18 protein-coding genes are annotated in these 22,296 nt (G+C 45.2%); 7 read left to right on the top strand and 11 right to left on the bottom strand.

Annotated features, from left to right (window positions below; genetic code table 11):
* Nucleotides 1-34 precede the first annotated feature (34 nt).
* Genes budA through R7P69_RS06465 form a run of 3 tightly spaced genes read left to right on the top strand, consistent with a single transcriptional unit; the run spans nt 35 to nt 3,308 of the window.
* The gene (gene budA / locus R7P69_RS06475; protein ID WP_005392587.1) at nt 35-820 is read left to right on the top strand and encodes an acetolactate decarboxylase; all 786 of its coding nucleotides are present in this window, start codon (nt 35-37) and stop codon (nt 818-820) included.
* A 29-nt stretch (nt 821-849) separates the two neighbouring features.
* Complete coding sequence (gene alsS, locus R7P69_RS06470; RefSeq protein WP_318121525.1) at nt 850-2,553, top strand: acetolactate synthase AlsS; 1,704 nt, start codon at nt 850-852, stop codon at nt 2,551-2,553.
* Nucleotides 2,550-3,308, top strand: coding sequence for an SDR family NAD(P)-dependent oxidoreductase (locus R7P69_RS06465; RefSeq protein WP_053307586.1), 759 nt, complete (start codon nt 2,550-2,552; stop codon nt 3,306-3,308). The genes alsS and R7P69_RS06465 overlap by 4 nt, the downstream gene beginning before the upstream one ends.
* A gap of 288 nt (nt 3,309-3,596) precedes the next feature.
* Here R7P69_RS06465 and R7P69_RS06460 read toward each other — a convergent pair whose 3' ends face one another.
* From R7P69_RS06460 to R7P69_RS06420, 9 genes are all read right to left on the bottom strand, one after another.
* Entirely contained in the window at nt 3,597-4,193 is a 597-nt protein-coding gene (locus R7P69_RS06460) for a methyltransferase domain-containing protein (RefSeq protein ID WP_062731036.1), read from the bottom strand.
* Between the two features lie 136 nt (nt 4,194-4,329).
* Nucleotides 4,330-5,532 carry a phenylacetate--CoA ligase family protein gene (locus tag R7P69_RS06455; protein WP_062731037.1) on the bottom strand — a complete coding sequence of 401 codons (1,203 nt, stop codon included), beginning with the start codon at nt 5,530-5,532 and terminating at the stop codon, nt 4,330-4,332.
* A 9-nt stretch (nt 5,533-5,541) separates the two neighbouring features.
* Nucleotides 5,542-6,363, bottom strand: coding sequence for an ABC transporter ATP-binding protein (locus R7P69_RS06450; protein WP_005373283.1), 822 nt, complete (start codon nt 6,361-6,363; stop codon nt 5,542-5,544).
* Between the two features lie 80 nt (nt 6,364-6,443).
* The gene (locus R7P69_RS06445; RefSeq protein WP_005373285.1) at nt 6,444-7,688 is read right to left on the bottom strand and encodes an ABC transporter substrate-binding protein; all 1,245 of its coding nucleotides are present in this window, start codon (nt 7,686-7,688) and stop codon (nt 6,444-6,446) included.
* A 45-nt stretch (nt 7,689-7,733) separates the two neighbouring features.
* On the bottom strand, nt 7,734-8,801 hold the full coding sequence (locus tag R7P69_RS06440; RefSeq protein ID WP_005382737.1) for a branched-chain amino acid ABC transporter permease: 1,068 nt from the start codon (nt 8,799-8,801) through the stop codon (nt 7,734-7,736).
* An 11-nt stretch (nt 8,802-8,812) separates the two neighbouring features.
* Entirely contained in the window at nt 8,813-9,706 is an 894-nt protein-coding gene (locus R7P69_RS06435) for a branched-chain amino acid ABC transporter permease (RefSeq protein WP_005373295.1), read from the bottom strand.
* The gene (locus R7P69_RS06430) at nt 9,706-11,658 is read right to left on the bottom strand and encodes a long-chain fatty acid--CoA ligase (RefSeq protein ID WP_005373296.1); all 1,953 of its coding nucleotides are present in this window, start codon (nt 11,656-11,658) and stop codon (nt 9,706-9,708) included. The genes R7P69_RS06435 and R7P69_RS06430 overlap by 1 nt, the downstream gene beginning before the upstream one ends.
* Complete coding sequence (locus tag R7P69_RS06425; protein WP_005373297.1) at nt 11,658-12,458, bottom strand: ABC transporter ATP-binding protein; 801 nt, start codon at nt 12,456-12,458, stop codon at nt 11,658-11,660. Before R7P69_RS06425 ends, R7P69_RS06430 begins: the two co-directional genes overlap by 1 nt.
* Before the next feature lie 243 nt (nt 12,459-12,701).
* Nucleotides 12,702-14,339, bottom strand: coding sequence for an electron transfer flavoprotein-ubiquinone oxidoreductase (locus R7P69_RS06420; protein WP_115386574.1), 1,638 nt, complete (start codon nt 14,337-14,339; stop codon nt 12,702-12,704).
* Between the two features lie 155 nt (nt 14,340-14,494).
* Between R7P69_RS06420 and R7P69_RS06415 the strand changes: the two genes are divergently transcribed.
* From R7P69_RS06415 to R7P69_RS06405, 3 genes are all read left to right on the top strand, one after another.
* On the top strand, nt 14,495-15,247 hold the full coding sequence (locus R7P69_RS06415) for an electron transfer flavoprotein subunit beta/FixA family protein (protein ID WP_042523555.1): 753 nt from the start codon (nt 14,495-14,497) through the stop codon (nt 15,245-15,247).
* A complete protein-coding gene (locus tag R7P69_RS06410) occupies nt 15,244-16,170 on the top strand; it encodes an electron transfer flavoprotein subunit alpha/FixB family protein (protein WP_213972704.1) in 927 nt (308 codons plus the stop codon). Before R7P69_RS06415 ends, R7P69_RS06410 begins: the two co-directional genes overlap by 4 nt.
* Before the next feature lie 87 nt (nt 16,171-16,257).
* On the top strand, nt 16,258-18,288 hold the full coding sequence (locus R7P69_RS06405; protein WP_238855093.1) for an acetoacetate--CoA ligase: 2,031 nt from the start codon (nt 16,258-16,260) through the stop codon (nt 18,286-18,288).
* A gap of 177 nt (nt 18,289-18,465) precedes the next feature.
* Here R7P69_RS06405 and R7P69_RS06400 read toward each other — a convergent pair whose 3' ends face one another.
* Together R7P69_RS06400 and R7P69_RS06395 are read right to left on the bottom strand one after the other, a co-directional pair.
* On the bottom strand, nt 18,466-20,016 hold the full coding sequence (locus tag R7P69_RS06400; protein WP_213911889.1) for an alpha-glucoside-specific PTS transporter subunit IIBC: 1,551 nt from the start codon (nt 20,014-20,016) through the stop codon (nt 18,466-18,468).
* Nucleotides 20,017-20,071: 55 nt separating this feature from the next.
* A complete protein-coding gene (locus R7P69_RS06395; protein WP_005373308.1) occupies nt 20,072-21,400 on the bottom strand; it encodes a 6-phospho-alpha-glucosidase in 1,329 nt (442 codons plus the stop codon).
* 180 nt (nt 21,401-21,580) lie between these two features.
* Between R7P69_RS06395 and R7P69_RS06390 the strand changes: the two genes are divergently transcribed.
* Nucleotides 21,581-22,288 (top strand): GntR family transcriptional regulator, encoded by a 708-nt coding sequence (locus R7P69_RS06390; protein WP_053349219.1) that lies wholly within the window; start codon nt 21,581-21,583, stop codon nt 22,286-22,288.
* Nucleotides 22,289-22,296: the final 8 nt, after the last annotated feature.

The raw sequence follows: 22,296 nt of genomic DNA, 5'->3' as shown, positions 1-22,296 counted from the left end.
AAATATACTCTTCATTGCATAACTGGTCTTACTCATGCGTGGATTTTATAACCCTCTATGTGCTTGTTCGCTTGAAGTAGCGAAAGAATTTTCTGAATACCATCACGTTACCGGAGATGGTGAGATTTATCAGACTTCGTTAATGAGCGCTTTAATCGCTGGTGTTTACGAAGGCTCAACAACCATAGAAGAACTGCTGAAACATGGGGATTTTGGTTTAGGTACGTTCAATGAATTGGACGGTGAGTTGATTGCTTTTGATAAGGAAGTTTTTCAACTCAAGTCGGATGGCTCCGCAAACCCGGCAGACCTAGCGCAAAAAACGCCCTTTGCTGTCATGACTTTTTTTAAGCCTGATATCGAGCTGCCACTGACATCACGCATGTCACGTCATGAAGTCCATAGCCTCATAGACGACATGGTTCCAAGCGATAACCTATTTTGCGCAGTGCGCATTGATGGCGTTTTCGATTCAGTTCGTACTCGTACCGTACCTAAACAAACGCGCCCTTATCGACCAATGCTTGAAGTGGTCAAAGAACAACCAACATTCCGCTTCACGCATAAGCAAGGCGTGGTCGCCGGCTTTCGCAGTCCTAAATATACGACTGGCATCAATGTACCCGGCTATCACGAACATTTTATTACCGATGACCGCCAAGGAGGTGGTCATATCCAGGATTACAGCATTTCGTCAGGATTTCTCCAGATTGGCAAAGTCTCACGGCTAGTGATTGATACCCCAGTATCGACAGACTTTCTCAGCGCCAATTTGGCTCCGGAAGATATAAATACCGCCATAGAAAAGGCGGAAAAGTAACAAAGTCAGGCAAATAATAAGGACAACAAATGCAATCCAAACCTTCAAATAAAAATGGAGCTCAGTTGATCGCTCAACAGCTAGAGTCTCTCGGCATTAAGTACATATTCGGTATTCCCGGTGCAAAAATCGATCGACTGTTCGATGCGATTGAAGACACTAACATCCAAATGATTCCTGTACGTCACGAGGCTAACGGCGCATTTATGGCGGGCGTTATGGGAAGACTAACCGGCAAAGCAGGCGTCACGATGGTTACGTCAGGCCCTGGCTGTGGAAATCTAGTTACGGGGGTTGCAACAGCAAACTCCGAAGGCGATCCGCTGATTGCTATCGGTGGTACGGTGAAACGAACTGACCAGCAAAAACAAACACACCAGAGCATGGATACCGTCAGTATTTTTCGCTCTATAACCAAGTTCAGTGCTGAAGTGCAGCATGTGGACGCCGCAAGCGAGATCATGGCGAACGCATTTCGTATCGCAGAGTCAGGTCGTCCTGGGGCTTGCTTTTTGAGTCTCCCCCAAGATGTTTTATCCGAGCAAACCCAAACGGACATTATTGTCCCCTCGCCTTACACACAGCCTGGTTGCGCAGACATCGCAGCAATCGAAGAATCGGTCAATCGAATCAGTAAAGCAAAGCGCTGTGTGGTTTTACTTGGCCTTCACGCGAGCCGCAGTCAAAACGCTGCTGCTATCGCCCGATTTCTTCAAAATACGCAGCTACCCGTTGTCGGCACTTACCAGGCCGCCGGCACGGTAGACATCAATTACTATCATCACTTTGCTGGGCGTGTCGGTTTGTTTAATAACCAACCTGGCGATGTTTTACTGCGGGACGCCGATTTAATTCTCACCATCGGCTTTAGCCCAATAGAGTATGACCCTGAGCTTTGGAACAGCCACCGCAACCCAGTGATTCACCTCGATATTGAACCAGCAGAATACCAACTTAATTATCAACCTTGTGTTGAAATCGTCGGAAACATTGCGCAGTCATTAGACAAGATGGGCAGCTATATCTCTGAATATGCTCGCCTTTCCCCAACGGCACTTTCAGTACTGGAAGAGGTAGCACTGCAACGGCAAGTGATCAAGACCTATCCCAATGTCTATCACAAGCAAGGATTTCATCCACTGGCGCTAATTAAAGCCATGCAATCTATCATCACACCAGATACCACGCTATGCCTTGATATGGGGAGCTTCCACATCTGGATCGCTCGTTACTTAAGCTGTTTTCGAGCTCGCCAAATGCTGGTGTCTAACGGCCAACAAACGATGGGCGTTGCACTGCCATGGGCCATTGGTGCCAGCCTACTAAAACCTGGTAGCAAAGTGGTATCGATATCAGGAGACGGCGGTTTTATGCAATCGAGCATGGAGTTAGAAACCGCGGTTAGACTGAACTGCAATATCGTCCATATTGTGTGGGTTGATAACGCCTACAACATGGTAGAAATGCAAGAGATCAACAAATATCAGCGCTGCTCTGGTGTGAAATTTGGACCAATTGATTTCAAGGCGTACGCCGAATCATTTGGCGCGAAAGGCTTCGCAGTGACTAGTCAACACGAATTGCTACCGACATTGAATAAAGCCATGGACGTTGAAGGACCAGCAGTGGTGGCTATCCCAGTAGATTACAGCGACAACGACAAACTGATGTTGCCGCGCACCGAGAAAAATCAAGATCCCGTTTTTGTAAGTTTCGAAGGAGAAATCGCATGAGAGGATTAAAAAATAAAGTCGCACTCGTCACTGGTTCTGCCAATGGTATTGGTTTGGCCATCGCAAAACGTTTGTATGAAGAAGGCGCAAACGTCGCTCTTGCCGATTGGAATGAAGAGCAGTTGGCAAACGCCGTTGAGGGCTTTGATAAACAGCGTGTGTCTGCGCATTCCATTGATGTTTCTGAACCAGAAAAAGTCGCAGCACTGATTTCTGATGTTGTTACCCGTTTCGGTAAACTGGATATTTTAGTAAACAATGCTGGCGTACATGTCCCTGGTTCCGTGATTGAAGGTAGTGTGAAAGACTGGAAGAAGATCTCTGGTGTAAACATTGATGGTGTTGTTTATTGCGCGAAGTTTGCTTTGCCTGAACTCTTAAAAACGAAAGGTTGTATGGTAAATACCGCGTCCGTTTCCGGTTTGGGTGGTGACTGGGGTGCCGCATTCTATTGCGCGAGTAAAGGTGCAGTGGTGAACCTTACCCGAGCGATGGCATTGGACCATGGTGCGGATGGGGTAAGAATTAACGCCGTATGCCCAAGTTTAGTAAAAACCAACATGACAAACGGCTGGCCGCAGGACATCCGCGATAAATTCAATGAGCGCATTGCGCTTGGCCGAGCAGCCGAACCTGAAGAAATTGCGTCTGTCGTGACTTTCTTGGCAAGTGATGACGCATCTTTCATTAATGGCGTAAACCTACCTGTAGACGGCGGTGCCACCGCATCAGATGGTCAACCTAAAATAGTATAAGCATGAAATAGACAGATCAGTGAGAGACGTTCTACTACCTTTCGGATCGATGCTGATCTGTCGCTTTACGCTCTGAGCACACAACCCGTGCCAGCAATAAACTCAACCACTCGACCGCTGTTAGAGATATCTCAACAACTTAAACCAGCAACGAGAAATTAATGTTTCACACAAACCGACAAACTATGTGAGCATTCCATCAGGCATAGAGTGAAGACTTATGTATCAGCGATTCACAAAGAACCAGACAGTTTCCGCGAATACTTTCTAAAGAAGTCTCAGTGACGACTAACGTTTCTGCCACACCATCCATTGCTCTCTGCCTTTAAAAACCTCAACACTGTTTGCCACCACTGAGGACTTCACAAGTTCAAACGTGGGCTCTAGAAAAGCTGCCAACTCCCCACTTCGCAAACAAAATGGAGGGAAGCGAGAGTGGTAATCATCATCTATAACGAAATAACCAATTAACAAACCGTCTCTTGGCAGCAATTTATCCACCATAGAGAAATATTCTGACCACATGTCTCTCGGTAGTGCTGCGAGAAAGGCCCGCTCGTAAATGACATCAAACGAGTGAGAAAAATCGGCATTAAATACATCACCCAATACGACTTTATCTTTGTAGTTACCTAACGTTGATTGCGCCATTTTTACCGCTTCTTGGCTGTAATCCATCGCGATCACGTCATGCCCATATTGAATAAAAGTGCTCAGTTCATAAGCGGCACCACACCCAGGAATAAACACTGACTGGCCTACATGAAGTGAATTGTCGAGATAGTCCTTGAGTTCTTGAGGTGTCGATTGGGCATCCCAAGGCATAGTGCCTCGGATAAACAAATCATCCCAGAATTGTGTGTTAATCATTGGTGCCTGTTTCATTTACCCGCTCCCTTATTGCGGTAGTAAAAAATAAAGGGATACGCAGCGCAATGTGGTATCCCTTTTCTAGCCTTTTGTCTGACGTTGTTAGTTTTTAATGACAACCACTTTCTACTGCACTTATGCCACAAATGAGTTAACTGCGAAGATCATTGATTAACGGCTGCTCCGCTTGGTTCGGTACAAACTGGACATTGCCTTTCAGTTTAGTGACTGACTGTAGTGTTGCTTGAATATCCTCTGCTGATACATGCACATCATGACAACAGAAAGTAATGGCATCGTTGAAGCCATCGCGCTCAATTTTCAAGGAGCCTTTAATATCGTGGCGACGACAGACTTCTTGGATCTGATGCGGATAAACAAACAGCCCTTTTACTTTCACCGCGGAGTCTGCTCGTCCCATCCAGCCCTTAATTCGTGCATTCGTGCGTGAAGAATCAGAACTAATCTCTAGATATGCCGATAAATCTCCCGTTGCGTAGCGAATCAGCGGGAACTTCTCATCGAGCGACGTTACAACGACTTCACCGACTTCTCCCGGTTGTACAGGAACACCATCAGGATCAACGATTTCAACAATGATATCTTCGGCAATCACTAATCCTTGTTCACCAGACACTTGATAAGCAATCAAACCAAGCTCTGCACTTGCGTAGGCTTGAAAGACTGCAATGCCTTTTTCCTCAAACATCTGTTGCATGTCTGCTGTAACCGCTTCACCAGAGACCAGAGCTTTCTCAAAGCTAGGCAGCTCATTGTATTTCTCTTGGTACTTTTGTAGCAACGTCAGCAAATACGAAGGTGTACCAGTGTAACCATTAGGTTGAAGCTGTTTAATTGCCTCTATTTGCGCTTCGGTATTGCCTACTCCAGCCGGAAATACCGCACAGCCACAAGCCCTTGCGCCACCATCCATAATAAATCCGCCAGGAGAGAAATGGTAAGAGAGCGTGTTATGCACTAAATCACCCGCACAGAACCCAGCAGCGTGAAACGCGCGCCCCATACGCCAGAAATCGGCCTCATCCGTTTGAGCCTCATATAAAGGCCCAGGAGACTGAAAAACACGCGCCATTTGACCAATGGCAACGCTATTTAAGCCACCAAACGGCGGTTTAAGTTGCTGCTGATTTGGTACATTGAACTTACGTGTAATCGGGAACTGAGCAAGCCCTTCACGATTGTTTGCCAATGTAGGCTCTAACTCAGAAAAATGCGCTGCGTAATGTTCGCTATTGGCTTTCGAATTCTCAATCAGCGCTGGCAAACGTTGAAACAGCGACTCTTCTCGCGCCTGTAGAGACAACGATTCTTTCGCATCAAATAGTTCGTTCATCCTTGCTCCTTACAACCAACGCTTACGACGTTTGTAAGATTTCAGATTCTTAAAGCTCTTGCGATCTTCATCGCCGCCGCCAAGGTAGAATTCTTTTACGTCTTCATTGTTTAGCAATTCGTGCTTGCTGCCATCTAGTACGATTTTGCCTGATTCCATGATGTAACCGTAATCGGCCGCTTGAAGAGCGAAGTTGGCATTCTGTTCAACCAAAAGCATGGTAATACCTTGCTCTTTGTTGATCTTGTTAATAATGCTGAATACTTCTTTAACTAGCAGTGGAGAAAGCCCCATAGACGGTTCGTCCAACAAAATCATCTTCGGTCGAGCCATTAACGCTCGGCCAATCGCTAACATTTGTTGCTCACCGCCAGACAAATAGCCCGCCAGGCCAGTGCGCTCTTTGAGTCGCGGGAAATAGTCAAACACCATTTCGATGTCTTGTTCAACTTCGTTGTCAGTGCGTGTATAAGCGCCTAAGCGAAGATTTTCTATTACCGTCATATCTTCAACAATTCGGCGCCCTTCCATAACTTGGAAGATGCCCGAACGGACGATCTCTTCCGGGCTTTTGTTGTCTATACGCTCGCCCATGAAGTTGATTTCGCCGCGCGTCACTTCACCATCTTCGGTTTTCAATAAACCAGAAATGGCTTTCAACGTTGTGGATTTACCCGCACCGTTGGCGCCCAGTAAGGTCACAATCTGCCCTTTTGGAACTTCTAAACTCACACCGCGAAGTACTAGTATTACTTCGTCGTAGACGACTTCAATGTTGTTCACTGAAAGCAGTATTTCTGCCGGTTCGATATTCGTTGCTAATTCAGCCATCAAGCTACTCCTTGCTAGGGTGAGAGTGTTCTCTCACCCATCCTTATTTTCAGTAAGCTTTGTTATTAATAAGTCGTAGATTAGTAACCTAGCCAATCGTCACGACGTGACAATGTCACCTGAGATACTTTCTTAATATCAACTGCGCCGCCATCGTTGTTGCCCATAAAGACGTTCACGGTTGTTGTGCCTCGGTGATCTTCCGGTTTCCAGTTCGCAGGGACACAAACACCTTCTAAGCCTTGTGGTACCCAGTTGTCATGGACATACATGCCCTTCTTGATGTTTTCACCTGTGATACCACCGTTGTCTTTCGCCCACTCCATCGCTTCTTTCATATAGAACGCAGAACAAATACCGCGAATGTAATGGTGAGTTCTGAATTCGCCCGGCTCTGATTCAGACTGCTTAGAAATCTCACGAACCAGCTTCATGCCTTCGTTATCGTCTCCCCAAAACGCCGTCATACCTGGGAAAACGTAATCTTTAAGGCCATCGCCTGCTGCTTCAAGCACTGGCTTGTCGCCGCCCCAAATGTTTGCCATGTACTGGAACTCTGTCCCAACCGTGTTACAAGACTTCACTAGTGAGATAACCGAGCTACCGATATTAGCAATGTAACCGTAGTTGGTGCCTGACTCTTTCAGCGACAAACATTGCGCTTTGAAGTCCCCTGGTTTTAGTGACACAACGACTGGGTTTTGCACATCAAAACCAAGCTCTTTGGCGTACTCTGCACACGCTTCTTTTGGCGCATTCGGGAATGGATGGTTATCGCCAATGTGCGTAAATTTCGGCGCACCTTGATTGCCCTTAGATTCCCAATCTTCTTTCGCCCACTTAACTAGCGCACGGCACGCATCTGAGTACGACGCACCATAAAAGAAGTTATAAGGCGCTGGTTTCGCGGTTTTTGGGTTTTTACCGGTTGGGTCAGTTAAGTGACCAGAGTAAGAAGCAGAGAACACCGGCACTTTGTCTTTGGTGACAAACGAAATAAGTGCTTCGGTATCCGCCGTACCCCAACCTTGCAGCGCAACCATGTCTTTACGCGCCACCCAACGTTTATAGTTAGAAATCGCCACTGGTACTTTGTACGCCATGTCTACTGTTTCAAATTCGAGCTCGGTACCGTTAATGCCACCGTTTTGGTTAATCCAACGCAATGCGTCTCGCACGCCAGAACCATAAGGCTTGCTCACATAGGCAGTTGGTCCAGAAAAGTCGACTAATTGCCCGACAAACACAGAATCTTTTGCCCAAGTTGCGGTAGTAAACAGTGCAGATGACAGCACCAACGTTGTCGCTAAATGTCCTTTATTCATAACTCGTTGTCCTTGTTATTGAGGTATATTCCACTTAATTCCACGTTAATATGAGAACGGATAGTGTTTCCAATATGCTCGAATCTGTTGCCAGCGATGCGATAATCCTTGAGGTTCGAAAATGAGGAACAGCATGATGACTAGACCAATCGCCATTTCTTTGAAGTAAGCCAGACCATCAGTGAAAGCGGTGGTATCACCAAACGCTGAAAGCCCCGTTACGCCAAACTCTAAAACTTCAGGCAGCAGTACGATAAATATCGTCCCCATCAGCGTACCTTTGACTGAGCCTAAGCCACCAATGATGATCATGGCCAAAAACTGGATAGACATCATGATGGTGAAGCCTTCTGCTGATACAAACCCTAGATAATGTCCGTAGAGTGCGCCCCCGATGCCTGCATAGAATGCACACACTCCAAATGAGAGCAGACGATACTTGGTTAGGTTGATGCCCATGATCTCTGCTGACAGATAGTGATCTCGTACTGAGACAAACGCGCGACCGTCACGAGAACGGATTAAGTTTGATGCCCACATATACATGAAGATCAGCGCAAACAGAGCGATGTAGAAGAAGCTTTCGTCAGTCGTAAACTCAAAGCCAAACAAATTAATTGGGTTCGCGCTTGCACCGTATGAGCCGCCACTGAACCAATCTGCGCGAGCAAAGAAGTCCTCTAGAATAAACTGCGCCGCCAACGTTGCGATAGCTAGATATAAACCTTTAATTCGAGCCGCTGGCAGACCAAACAGCATCCCCACAATCATGGTTAAGTAACCCGCAAGCGGAATCGCAAACACGACTGGAATGTTAAACTGGTTATTTAGCCAAGCCGATGCAAAGGCGCCAAAGCCAAAGAACGCACCGTGACCTAGCGAGATTTGTCCGGTAAAACCAACCAAAATGTTTAAGCCCAATGCCGCGATACCGAGGTATGCAATCTGAATAAACAGGTTTAGGAAGTAAATATCCAAGACCAGCGGTGCTGCCAGCATGGCGATGACACCAGCAATCGCAAGGCTTCTGATGGTTTTGGTTTCAAAAATTGGCGTATCGCTTTTGTATGTGGTTCGAAAATCCCCACATGGGCGCATGCTAAGTTGAGCCATGTTATTTCTCCTTAAATACGCTCAATATCTTTGGTACCAAACAGGCCATATGGCTTGAAGGCAAGAATGATTAACAGCACATAGAATGGTGCGATGTTGTACAGGTTACCCACTTGCAGGTATTGGCTATCAAAAAACTCAGCCAAGTTTTCTAGCACCCCGATGGTGATACCACCGACAATTGCGCCGACTACCGAATCTAAGCCACCTAAAATAACGGCTGGGAAAACTTTGATACCAATAATGGATAGCGCGTCAGATACGCCGTTAACGATACCGATAACAATCCCTGCTGTTGCAGATACCATTGCCGAAATGGCCCAACTGATGGCGAACACTTTCTTGATGGAAATGCCAAGACTCTGGGCTACTTGCTGGTTGAATGCCGTTGCGCGCATTGCCAGACCCATTTTGCTGAATTTGAAGAACCAGTAGAACGCGCCCATGATGAGCATTGAGAAGATCAAGCTCAGAATGTAAGCAAACTCAACATTCAAACCTCCGATATTCACCACGTTGGTTTCGAACACTTGCGGGTACGACACAGCAGAGACACCGAATATCCACTTCATCAGCGCTTGGAAAAACATCGATAGACCAATGGTCACCATGATCACAGAGATAATCGGTTCACCAATCAACGGTCTGAGCACAATGGTTTGCACGGCGATACCAAAAATCATCATGAACGCGAGCGTGAGTAAAAAGCCTATAAAAAACGGTAACTGTAGGTGTACCAATGCCGCCCAACATACCCATGCGCCAATCAACAGGAACTCACCCTGAGCAAAGTTGACCACCTGGGTCGATTTGTAAATCAATACAAAGCACATGGCGACAACGCCATACAACATGCCAACGATCACGCCATTAATGACGAGTTGCAGTAATAAATCCGTATTCACTATGCGATCCTCCGTTGTTCGCTATCCACTAGTGTTGGCTCATGCTCAATAAGCGTTTCAATAACTAGCGACGTTTGAATGCGTGTTTTGGTGCCATCTTGATAAGTGATCACTGTATCGACATCGACTTTTGGATCGTCGCTGTAGATGGTTTCGATGATGTCTCCGTATTTCTCTGCAACCACACCACGGCGTACTTTACGTGTGCGAGTTAGCTCTCCATCGTCGGCATCCAGCTCTTTGTAAAGTAGAATGAATTTGCTGATCTTCTGTGCATCCGGTAGGGATTCGTTCACTTTTTGAACTTCTTCACGAATCGCTTGGTACACTTCTGGTTGAGCAGATAAGTTGGTGTAGTTGGTAAATGCCAAGCCGCGTTGCTCTGCCCACTTCGCGACGATCGCATAGCGAATACAGATGATGGCAGACAGCCAAGGTCGACCTTTACCTACCACCACGGCTTCTGCAATAAACGGCGAGAACTTGAGTTTGTTTTCGATAAACTGTGGCGAATAACGGTCGCCATGGCTGGTTTCCGACATATCTTTCAGACGATCAATCACCACCAAGTGACCGGAATCTTTAAAATAGCCCGCATCGCCTGTGTGCATCCAACCATCTTGAACATCTTCATCATATGCTGCTTGGTTGTTTAAGTAGCCAGTAAACATGCCTGTACTTTTCGCGATGATTTCACCAACGCCATTGCTGTCCGGGTTGATGACTTTCACTTCTGCATTATCAAACGCAACACCAACGGAATCGTAATCCACATCATCCGCTTGGTGCACGGTGTATGCGCCACACATTTCGGTCTGACCATAAAGCTGCTTAAGTGGCACACCAATAGCTTGTAGGTAACGGAAAGTATCCGGTCCCATCGCCGCACCGCCGGTTGCCGCAGATGTCAGGTTCGAAAACCCTAAACGGTCACGCAGAGCACGCAGAAGAATCCATTCAGCCAACTTAGAGCGTTTACCCTGCTCCAGCGCTTTGTTGGCTAAGCTCATGCCCAGTTTGTACATCTTTTGCTTAAACGGTGTCGAATCCATCATTCGTGCAGACACGTCTGCCACAATGTTTTCCCACACACGTGGCGCTAACAGCACAAAGTTTGGACCGATTTCACGCAAGTCGGACATCATGGTTTCTTGTTCTTCCACAAAGTTAACGATTTGACGAGAAATCAACGCCTGACCAACCACGTAAACCTGCTCCATAATCCAAGGCAAAGGCAGAACAGAAACGTAGTTGTCGCCTGGGGAACGAGGGTCTGCACGCAAGTAAGCCGCACAGTGATCCAAGAACGTGCCACTGTGTAGCTGAGCCAATTTTGGTTTAGAAGTCGTACCCGACGTAGTACAAAGAATTGAAAGATCGCTGCCTTTGGTTTCAACAACCATATTGAGATATTTGTCTGGGTCCGCTTTATCAATCAGCTGACCTTTTTTGTAGACCTGTTCAACATCAATTAATCTTGGATCATCGTATTTACGCATTCCACGAGGATCGCAGTAAATAATGTATTCAACGCTAGGAATTTCATCACCAAGCTCAAGCAGCTTGTCGCATTGCTCTTCATCTTCGGCAATCACGACTTTTGCTTTTGCATAGTTGATAAGGTACGCCACCTCTTCGTGCATAGAATCTTGATAGATGCCCAGCGAGAAACCTTTGATCGCATGTGCCGCTAACTCGCCCCATACCCATTCAGGGCGGTTATCACCTAGCAAACCAACGACATCTTGCTCACCAATACCCAAATCTCGTAGTGCCAGTGCCATCCACTTGACGCGGTTTTCATAATCCTTCCAAGTGAACTCTCGCCATATACCAAACTCCTTTTCACGCATTGCGACTTGTTCGGGCCAGTTCTTGGCATTGTGTTGCAACACTTTTGGAAAGGTATCTAAGCGGGTTATATCTGCCCAATCATTATGTTGCTGTGCCATTATGCACTCTCCTCTAATGTCGGTAGCTCTTCGCCTAAGTACGCTTGCTTCACATGTGGGTTGGCCATCACTTCTTCAGGCTCACCCGTAGCAATGTGTTTCCCGAAATCCAAAACCAAAACGCGATTAGAGATGTCCATGACCACGCCCATGTCGTGCTCAATCATGATGATCGTGATATCTAATTCTTCATTCAGATCCATGATGTAACGTGCCATGTCTTCCTTTTCTTCCAAGTTCATACCTGCCATTGGTTCATCAAGCAGCAGTAACTTAGGTTTTAAGGCAATGGCACGAGCAAGCTCTACACGCTTACGTAAGCCGTAAGATAGGGTGCCTGCAGTCGCTTTTCGGATGTGCTGGATTTCTAGAAAATCGATCACGTCTTCCACATATTTGCGGTGCGCCATCTCTTCTTTCTGCGCATTGGAGAACCAATAGAGTGGCCCCGTGACGAAGTTATTTTTCAGTAGGTGGTGTCGGCCAACCATGATGTTGTCCAGTACCGACATATGAGAAAAGAGCGCTAAGTTTTGGAAGGTTCTTCCCAGCCCTAACTCAGCTCGTTGGCTTGGTGTACGTTTAGTTACGTCATCTCCAGCGAAGATTACAGAGCCTTTGTTTGGTGTGTATCGACCAGAGATGCAATTGAGCATTGAGGTTTTACCTGCACCGTTTGGACCAATGATTGAAAAAATTTCCTTTTCATTCACATGGAAGCTCACGTCAGTTAAAGCTTTCACCCCACCAAAAGCCAATGAAATATCGTTTACCTGCAACAGAGGCGATTCCGATACCATAGTTGATCTCCCTTTCGTTATTTTAAGTGCGTTCCATTGAGCACTATTTTGATCAAACCTAACTTTGATACTGGTAACCGCTTTTACACCTATGCATCAACTTTGTATTCAGTTTACGTAAACGTCAATTTAAAATCAGAATAGTGCCTGAAAGATTAAGTTGCAATCGAGTTCATCGAGAAAGATTTGAACTAACGCAAACTTTAAGTAAATAAATTGTTAATAAAAATTATTCTCAAACGCTTACATATTTGGATAGTTCGGACCACCACCACCTTCTGGTGGAGTCCAGGTAATATTTTGACTTGGATCTTTGATGTCGCAGGTCTTACAGTGGATACAGTTGGCCGCATTTATTTGCAGCTCTGGCTGCTGCTCCCCCTGTACGATTTCATACACGCCAGCCGGACAATAGCGCTGTGCTGGCTCTGCATATAATTCAAGGTTCTGCTCAATAGGAATCCGCTGGTTCTCCAGTCGTAAGTGGCATGGTTGATCTTCCTCATGGAAGATATTGGATAGATAAACAGAAGAGAGGCGATCGAAACTTAACACGCCATCAGGCTTCGGATAGACAATTTCATTGCTGTTTTCCGCCAATAACAGAGACTGATGATCAGGCTTATCACAGCGGATATGCCACTTAGCTTTGCCTTTTAATACGTTATGTTCCAGCAGCGCTAAACCACCGCCCAGCCACGATCCAAAGCGGTGAATACCACTTGAGAAGTTACGTGCTTGATAAAGCTCTTCATACAGCCAAGACTGTTTGAAATGCTTTTGATAATCAGCAGTAACTGACTGACTCTCAAGGGCTTCACATACTGCTTCAGCGGCAAGCATGCCAGATTTCATTGCGGTGTGTGTGCCTTTGATTTTAGCGCCGTTAAGTGTTCCTGCATCACAGCCAATTAACAAGCCACCAGCAAACTGCTGCGTGGGAAGCGAATGAAAGCCGCCCTTGGTGATCGCTCTCGCGCCATAGCTAATACGCTTCCCATTTTTGAGGTATTGCTCAATCAACGGGTGGTGTTTAAAACGTTGAAACTCATCAAATGGACTCAAGTGCGGATTCTTATAATTCAAGTCAACAATCAACCCGACGGCAACTTGGTTTCCCTCTAAATGGTAGAGATAACTGCCACCTGTAGCTTCATTTGATAACGGCCAACCTAATCCGTGCACTACTAAACCTTGCTGATGCTGCTCTGATGGGATTTCCCACAGCTCTTTAAAACCGATAGCGTAGTGTTGAGGCGTTTTCTCTTCAGCAAGATTAAATCGGTTAATCAACTGCTTACCAATATGCCCCCGTGCGCCTTCAGCAAATAAAGTAAACTTCGCTCGTAGTTCAATACCAGGTTCGAAATTTCCTTTTTGTTCACCATTTTTATCTAATCCCATATCGCCCGTGATCACGCCACAAACACGACTATCTTCATCGATGATCGCTTGACTGGCGGTAAAACCTGGGTAGACCTCCACCCCCAAGTTCTCAGCCTGCAACGCCATCCATCGGCATAGACTGCCCAAACTTATGATGTAATTACCTTTGTTATGTAACGTATTAGGCACCGCCCAAGAAGGCAGTTCATGACCATTGATGTCATTGCCTAGATAGTAGGTTTTATCTTGGTTTACTTTGGTATTGAGCGGAGCGCCTTTCTCTTCCCAGTCGGGAAAAAGCTCATCCAAACTCCGCGTTTCAAACACCGCACCCGATAAAATATGCGCTCCAACTTCAGAACCTTTTTCTACCACGCAAACAGAGAGGTCTTGTTTTTTTTCTGCTGCTAATTGTTTGATTCGGCATGCCGCAGACAAACCTGCGGGACCAGCGCCTACAATCAGAACATCAAATTCCATGCAGTCTCTTTCCATGATTGCATTCCTTTTTCTTTGCATGTTGCCAACTTGTTAACCAACAATATATTTAAAGTTGACGCAAACGTAAAGGTAAATTAACATCATTTTAAAGACGTCATCACATCGTCTCCACTGTAAACACATAGTCTTCACTGTAAAAGGAATCTAACGTGAAAATACTAGTGCCAATCAAAAGGGTCATTGATCCCTACGTTAAAGTTCGCGTGAAAGCGGACCATAGCGATGTTGAAACCAATAACGTCAAGATGACGATTAATCCATTTTGCGAAATAGCCGTTGAAGAAGCCGTACGACTAAAGGAGCAAGGTATTGCAGATGAAGTCATCGTTGTCAGTGCTGGCGGTAGCCAGTGTCAGGAGCAACTACGTACCGCGCTTGCATTAGGCGCCGATCGCGCTATTCATGTCGATACTGAAGACAAAATAGAGCCATTAGTTGTTGCTAAGCTGCTCAAAGCTCTAGTTGAGCAAGAACAAGCACAGCTTGTGATTACGGGTAAACAATCCATTGATACGGACAACAACCAAGTGGCTCAGATGCTGGCCGCCCTACTTGACTGGCCTCAAGCAACTTTCGCTTCCGACGTGAAGATTGAAGATCAAAAAGTTCAGGTCGTGAGAGAAGTGGACGGCGGCTTGATGACGGTCGCGATGAACTTACCTGCGGTGATCAGTACTGACTTACGCCTGAATGAACCGCGTTTTGCCTCTTTGCCTAATATCATGAAAGCTAAGCGCAAGCCGTTAGATACCATCACACCTGACAGTCTGGGTGTTGAAGTGGTATTTAGCCAAACCATTCAAGAAATCACACCGCCAGCGCAAAGAAAAGGTGGCATCAAGGTTGAATCTGTCTCAGAGCTTCTCGATAAGCTGCGTAACGAAGCGAAGGTGATTTCATGAAGAACTTAATCATAGCAGAGCATGACAATAACCAATTGCATGCGGACACACTCAAAGTGGTTAATGCAGCAAAACAAGTCAGCCAAGACAATGTTTTGATCGTAGTGGGCCACCAGTGTGAAGAAGTCGCTCAGCAAGCTTGTCGCGTTGATGGTATATCAAACGTAATTTGTGTCGATGATGAGCAACTTAAGCATCAATTTGCCGAGAGTATCGCACCTATTGTAGTGAGTATTGCTGAAGGTTTTGACGCAATCTGGGCTAGCTCATCATCAAAAGGGAAAGACCTTGCACCTCGAGTAGCAGCGAAGTTCGGCGTTGGGCAAATTTCCGATATTGTCCAAGTTATCGATGAAAACACTTTTATCCGCCCTATTTACGCAGGAAACGCATTTGCCAAAGTGACTACCAGCGACAAGGTTCGCGTCGTCACCGTGCGCACGTCTGCGTTTGAGCCGGTTACTTGTCACAACCAAGCTGATATTAAGCATCAGCAGGTCACTATCTCAGCTCCAATGGTTGAATTGGTTTCTGTCGATAAAACCGTGTCAGAACGTCCTGAATTAAGCGCGGCAGAGGTGGTTGTGTCAGGTGGACGCGGGGTCGGTAGCAAAGAGAACTTCGCGTTGATCGAACAAGTTGCCGATAAACTAGGTGCTGCCATTGGCGCTTCTCGCGCGGCGGTTGATGCCGGGTTTGTTGCCAACGACTTACAAGTGGGTCAAACCGGTAAAATCGTTGCACCTAAGCTTTATATAGCGGTTGGGATTTCCGGTGCCATCCAGCATCTTGCAGGAATGAAGGAATCCAAAGTGATTGTCGCGATCAACAAAGATCCAGAATCTCCTATCTTTGAAGTTGCCGACTATGGATTGGTTGGTGATTTATTTGAGGTACTACCTCAGCTTGCCGAACAACTTTAAACGATCAGATAAGGGGCGAACACTGCTATGTTCGCCCCTTTATTTTGTTTTTGGTCATATTCAAAAGAATTGAAATTAGAGGGACCTATGCCAAAATCTGCACCTATTTGGTCACCATCTGCTGAGCGCGTCAGCAATAGCAACTTATTACGGTTCATCGAAAAGGTTAATAAAGACAAAGCCGAAGGTACCGTAATCAACAATTACACGTCTCTACACCAGTGGTCCATTGAGCACAATGATGAATTTTGGCGGCATACTTGGCAGTTTTGCAACGTAATCGGAGATATGGGTTCGCAAATCAAGAGCCTTGGCAGTCCAAAATGGACACTAACAGGTTCTAATCATCATCATGTAAATAGAGACACAGTATGGTTTGCTGACGCCACGCTGAACTACGCAGAGAACCTCCTATCTCAGGCTGGACAATCACCAGAGCGTGAGTTTATTGTTTTTAGCAATGAAAGCGGTGAACACCGACAACTCACCGGTAAACAGTTGCTTGAACAAGTTTCTGCCATTCAACAATGGCTACTCAATTGTGGTGTCGGTAAAGGCGATGTCGTTGCGGGTTATTTGCCCTACCTTCCTGAAACCGTTATTGCCATGCTGGCCACCACCAGTCTTGGTGCCATTTGGACTTCAACCTCTCCTGATTTTGGTATCGATAGCGTCGTAGAGCGTTTTGGTCAGGTCAAGCCGAAAGTTCTTTTTTGCTGTGATGGCTACCAGTTCGGAGGCAAAGCTTTCGATATGACGGACAAGAACACCACTCTTAGTAGTAAGTTAAGCAGTGCCTCCGAAGAGACTACTATTAGCGTATGCCAAATCGAATATTTACAAAACGCTGAGAGTGCTAGCACTTCTGAGTTTGTTTCTTGGTCCGATATTACTCACCACTTTTCTCCACAATCAATTCAATATCAACCAACGCTGTTTAATGACCCGTTATTCATTTTGTATTCTTCTGGTACAACAGGTCAACCTAAGTGTATTGTCCATTCCGCAGGCGGTACCTTGCTCAATCACCTCAAAGAACATCAACTGCATTGCGACATCAAATCTCAAGACAAGGTTTTCTACTACACAACATGTGGTTGGATGATGTGGAACTGGCATGTTTCCGCTCTTGCGAGTGGAGCAACCTTAGTGATTTACGACGGTAGTCCGGTTTATCCTGATCACTCCGTCTTATGGCGATTAGCAGAAGAACATAACGTGTCGCTGTTTGGTACTTCAGCGAAATACTTAGAGGCACTGGAGCATGCGAACTGCTCTCCAAAACTAGAACATAACTTGAAGTCACTCAAAACTCTGTGCTCAACTGGTTCAGTGCTTTACCCAGAACAATTTAATTATGTCTATCAGCACATCAAGCACGACTTGCATCTCGCTTCTATCGCTGGCGGCACAGATATTTGCGGATGCTTTGTACTTGGAAACCCTATTTCACCAGTTTACAAAGGTGAATGCCAAGGCTCAGGGCTGGGAATCGACGCACGTGTTCTAGAGGATGATGGACATACTATTACGCAAAAACGCGGCGAACTGACTTGTAATAACTCGCTACCTAACTTCCCTATTGGCTTCTGGCACGACAACGGCGAACGTTATCACAATGCTTATTGGAGCAAGTTTACCGATATCTGGCACCATGGCGACGATGTGATGCAAACCGAACATGGCGGCTTTATTTTTTATGGCCGTAGTGACGCAACCTTAAATCCAGGCGGCGTACGAATCGGTACCGCTGAAATCTACCAGCAAGTGAACGCGTTACCCGAGGTTGAAGACTCCATCGCTGTCGGCAAGTTAAACCAGCAGTCTGAAGAAATCTGGTTACTAGTAAAACTCGCTCACAACGTCGAGTTAACCCAACAACTCACCGATTCAATTCGCCAAACATTGAAAACAAAATGTTCACCGCGCCATGTCCCACGACAAATTTTTGCCATCAGTGATATTCCTAAAACGCGCTCAGGCAAATTGGTTGAGCTAGCAGTGAAACAATTGGTAAACGGACAAGCTGTAAAAAACATTGGTGCTATTGCTAACCCAGAAGTGCTGGAAGAAATTAAAACGCTTTTCAACATAGAAAGTGGCGCCACTGTCAATTAGAGACTCAACAAGTCTTCCAACAATACAGACGGGTATAACCTAACTGTATTTTTAGCTCGCTCGATAACTCCTCCCCACTTTCGTGGAAACTGCGCGAAATATGCTTCATGTACACAAAAAAGGTGAGATAATTATATCTCACCTTTGAGCCATATGAGCTGGAGCATTAGTTGGGGGTTAAGCTTTTATCAGTTGGCTCATATCTTCGCGAACTTGTGGCACCGTTAAACCAACGATGATTTGAAGGCTCTCTTTATTTCTAACAATATTCACCGCTCCGTGCTGTGTGAAAAATGCGTTCTCCTTTACAAGAGAGACATCTTTAACTTTAACACGCAGACGCGTCGCGCAATTAGTTAACAAGTCAATGTTTTCTTTTCCACCCAAACCTTCAATAAAGGCACTAGCTTGTGACGGACTTGCGCTACTGTTATGGACCGCTTTCGCTTCTTTGTAGTCAGCTTTGGAATACAACTTACTATCTGCACCTTCACGTCCCGGAGTAAGTATGTTGTATTTTAAAATAAGCGCGCGAAACGTAACAAAGTAAACACCAGTAAACATGAGACCAATAATAATCTGAATCACGTATGTTCCTGCATGGTTACCAGCCAAAGGCAACCAGTTTTGGAAAATGAAGTCTATCAAGCCAGTCTGAAAGTTACCGGAAACACCAAACATAAAGGCGATCGTTGCCATTGTCGCAGATAACAACGCATGCAAAGCAAACAGCGCAGGTGCGATAAATAAGAATGTAAACTCTATTGGTTCGGTGATCCCTGTAAGAATTGCTGTGATTGCGGCTCCGAGCACTAACCCCATCACCATCTTTTTATTTTCTTTTTTCGCAACTGAATAGAGTGCTAGTGCGATACCCGTACAACCAAACACTTTACCCATTCCCGTCAACATCAAACCACCCTGAGGAAATTGTGTTGTTAAACTTTCCGAGCTCTGGGCGAATGTCTGTATATTTTGAATCCAATAGGCAACCGTTCCGCCATCGACTGCAACTGGCCCATAAAAAACGGGACCATATACGAAATGATGCAACCCCGTTGGTATCATGATTCGCTCTAAAAACGTAAATAGCCATACCCCTAACGATCCAGCAGAAACCAAAAATGATTGCAGATTGTTAATACCATGCTGAATACTTGGCCAAGTCAAACAAGTTAGAATTGCCATCACGACCATAATGGGGAAACTAATGATCACAACCAATGGCGTTCCGCCAAATACAGCCGCCCAATCCGGTAGCTTTTTATCAAAGAATCGGTTGTGAACCCAAACAGAGAGACTTGCAATTAAAATGGCACCTAGTAAGTTGGTATCAAGCGTTAGAATGCCACCAACTTCAGTCAAACCTCGCTCACCTTCCGTATAGTTCACGCCCAGTTCTGGTCCCCAAAATTGAAGGATTCCACCAATAACGTAGTTAAACGTAATGTAGGAAACGAGTGTTGCAAGTACAGCGCGACCAGATGCTTTTTTAGCTAAAGCGATAGGTAACCCAACGGCAAAAATAAGTGCCATATTTTTAAATACAGCGAGAGATGCCTGTAAAATGATCGTCGAGACTTTAACCCAAGCACTCCCCTCTAGTGCCCAAGGAAACACTTCTTGATTTAACAGCACAACAGAGAAACCCAATAACATGCCCGCTGCTGGAAATAATAGAACGGGAACAAACATCGCGGCTCCGAACCTTTGAATAATGTCTTTCATATAAACCTCTTGTTTCATTCACGGAGCCTACAAGTAGGCCCCGAACGTCCAGTTGTTATTGAAAAAATTGAGGAAGGTAGGCTTTATTTTCTTCTAGTAATTGTTTTGTTATTTCTTTAGCTTTTGGCACATTAACCACGGTACGGTTAAGTGTGAGTGCATTAATCAGCTTTTGCTGACTTCCTTCGTACCAAGCATCCACAACTAATTTCTCGTAACCAAGTTGGCTCTCAATCATGGCTTTTTGGAAGGTTGGGATTTTTCCTACAGTAAAAGCTTTCGGTCCATCACTAGTTAGCGCAGCTGGAACTTCTACCATGGCGTCATTTTGTAAATTTGTAATAGCACCATTATTCGGTACGATGACGAGATACACATCGCTCAAGTTGTAGGCTAGCGAAGCCGCGACTCTCACCATGTATCGACCATGGATATCGGCATGCAGTGTTTCGTGCTTCGTGGTGCCCGCTTCAATTATTCTTGCGTTCAATTCAAACACTCGTTTCTCACGGCCGTTAATTACCTGCCTTGCGCGAGTATTATTGATATCCTCTTTCGCTACCATTTTTTCAGGGTACAAATAGTATTGAAGATACGTATTCGGCAAAAACTCTGGATTATCAGCAAGCATTGTTCTCATGTTTTTGAATGTGGCTTGCCACGATGGGTCATCCGCTATTTCCGCATCAACCGCACTGATCCCTTCTTTTAGGATGATATTTTTAATTTTATCCGTTAAGTCTTCACCCTGTTTATTACGAATTTTGGTAAACCAGCCATAGTGATTAAGCCCAAAATATTCAGGAACAAAGTCCCAAATTTCACACCCTAACAATTGCGCATAGCTGACCATAATCGCTGCTGGCATATCACAAATATTTAGAATTCGCTTATCATGCGGAAATTCACGATTTAAAGCTTCAGCGACAATTGCCGCCGGGTTGGTGTAATTAAGAATCCACGCATCTGGACACGTTTGTCGGATCTCGTTCACTAGCTGGATCATATCGCCGATAGAGCGAAGTCCATATGCCATTCCTCCCGCGCCACATGTCTCTTGCCCAACACAAGAGTTGGATAGCGGGATTTGTTCATCGCGCTCGCGCATGGCCAACCCACCAGTGCGGATCTGGATAAAGAAAAAGTCCGAATCTGCGAATGCGACAGATTTATCCGTTGTATAAACAAACTCTTCAACTTCTGGATAGTGTTCTCGCAATAGAATTTCAGTAGCTAATGCATTCGATTCTTGGCGTTTCTCATCTATGTCGTAAAACACGACTTTTGCGAGTGGAAAGTTATCTTTTTCGGCAATAAGGCTGTTCATCATACCAAGTGTGTATGTACTGCCAGCACCAACAATCGTTAATTTTTGACGTTTCATTTCGCTACCTCAAATGTTTATCCTGAAAATGTATAAAATAAGTATTAATACTTTTATGATACATTTAAAGTATAAGCACATAGATACGAGATAAAAATCACACAAAGATCCTAAGGAAAAGTATTAACTACATCTCAGATCACATTCTTGCTATCATGATCCAAGACTTAGCGAGGTATTATGAAACCCAAATACATAGACATTGCGGAACGATTAGAAAAAAAGATCAAAGATGGGGAACTACAACCTAAATCGATGCTTCCAAAAGAGAGTGATTTGCAAGAAGAGTTTTCCGTAAGCCGCGTAACCATCAGAAAAAGCTTACAAATTCTGGTCGACAATAATTTAATTAGCCGGACAAGAGGTAGTGGAACTTATGTAAACGATCTAAAAGCCCAACATGATGCCTTACATTTGCTGGGTTTTATCGAGGAAGTCAGTAAACAAGGGAAAACACCTAGCTCTCAAGTCATAAAGTTCGAACTTAAAAAGCCGAATGAGCAGGTTGCTAAGCAGTTAAATCTCTCGCCCAATGATGATACATATGAAATACATAGACTCAGATGTATTAATGATGAGCCTGAAATTTACGAAGTCACTCATATGCCAGCAATGTTATTTCCAGACTTGAGCATAGCCATAATGAATGGTTCTAAATATGAGTACATTGAAAATAGCAAAGGATTGAAAATTGCGAAAAGCTGTCAGTCTGTCAAACCGTATTTGTTAGATGCAGAGACGGCCTCATACCTGAATGAATCAGAAGCTTCCCCTATTCTAAAAGTTGAGTCCACTGGTTACCTAGAAGATGGTCGTGCATTTGAATATACCGTCAATTACTTCCGACTTCATCAATACAGCTTCGAGTTTATTTCGACTAGGGCGTAGTACTATTC

The sequence above is a fragment of the Vibrio sp. 661 genome, assembly GCF_033339315.1.
Lineage (GTDB): Bacteria > Pseudomonadota > Gammaproteobacteria > Enterobacterales > Vibrionaceae > Vibrio > Vibrio alginolyticus.
Note: the sequence above shows the minus strand (reverse complement) of the source record. Positions and strands in the feature narration are given on the sequence as shown.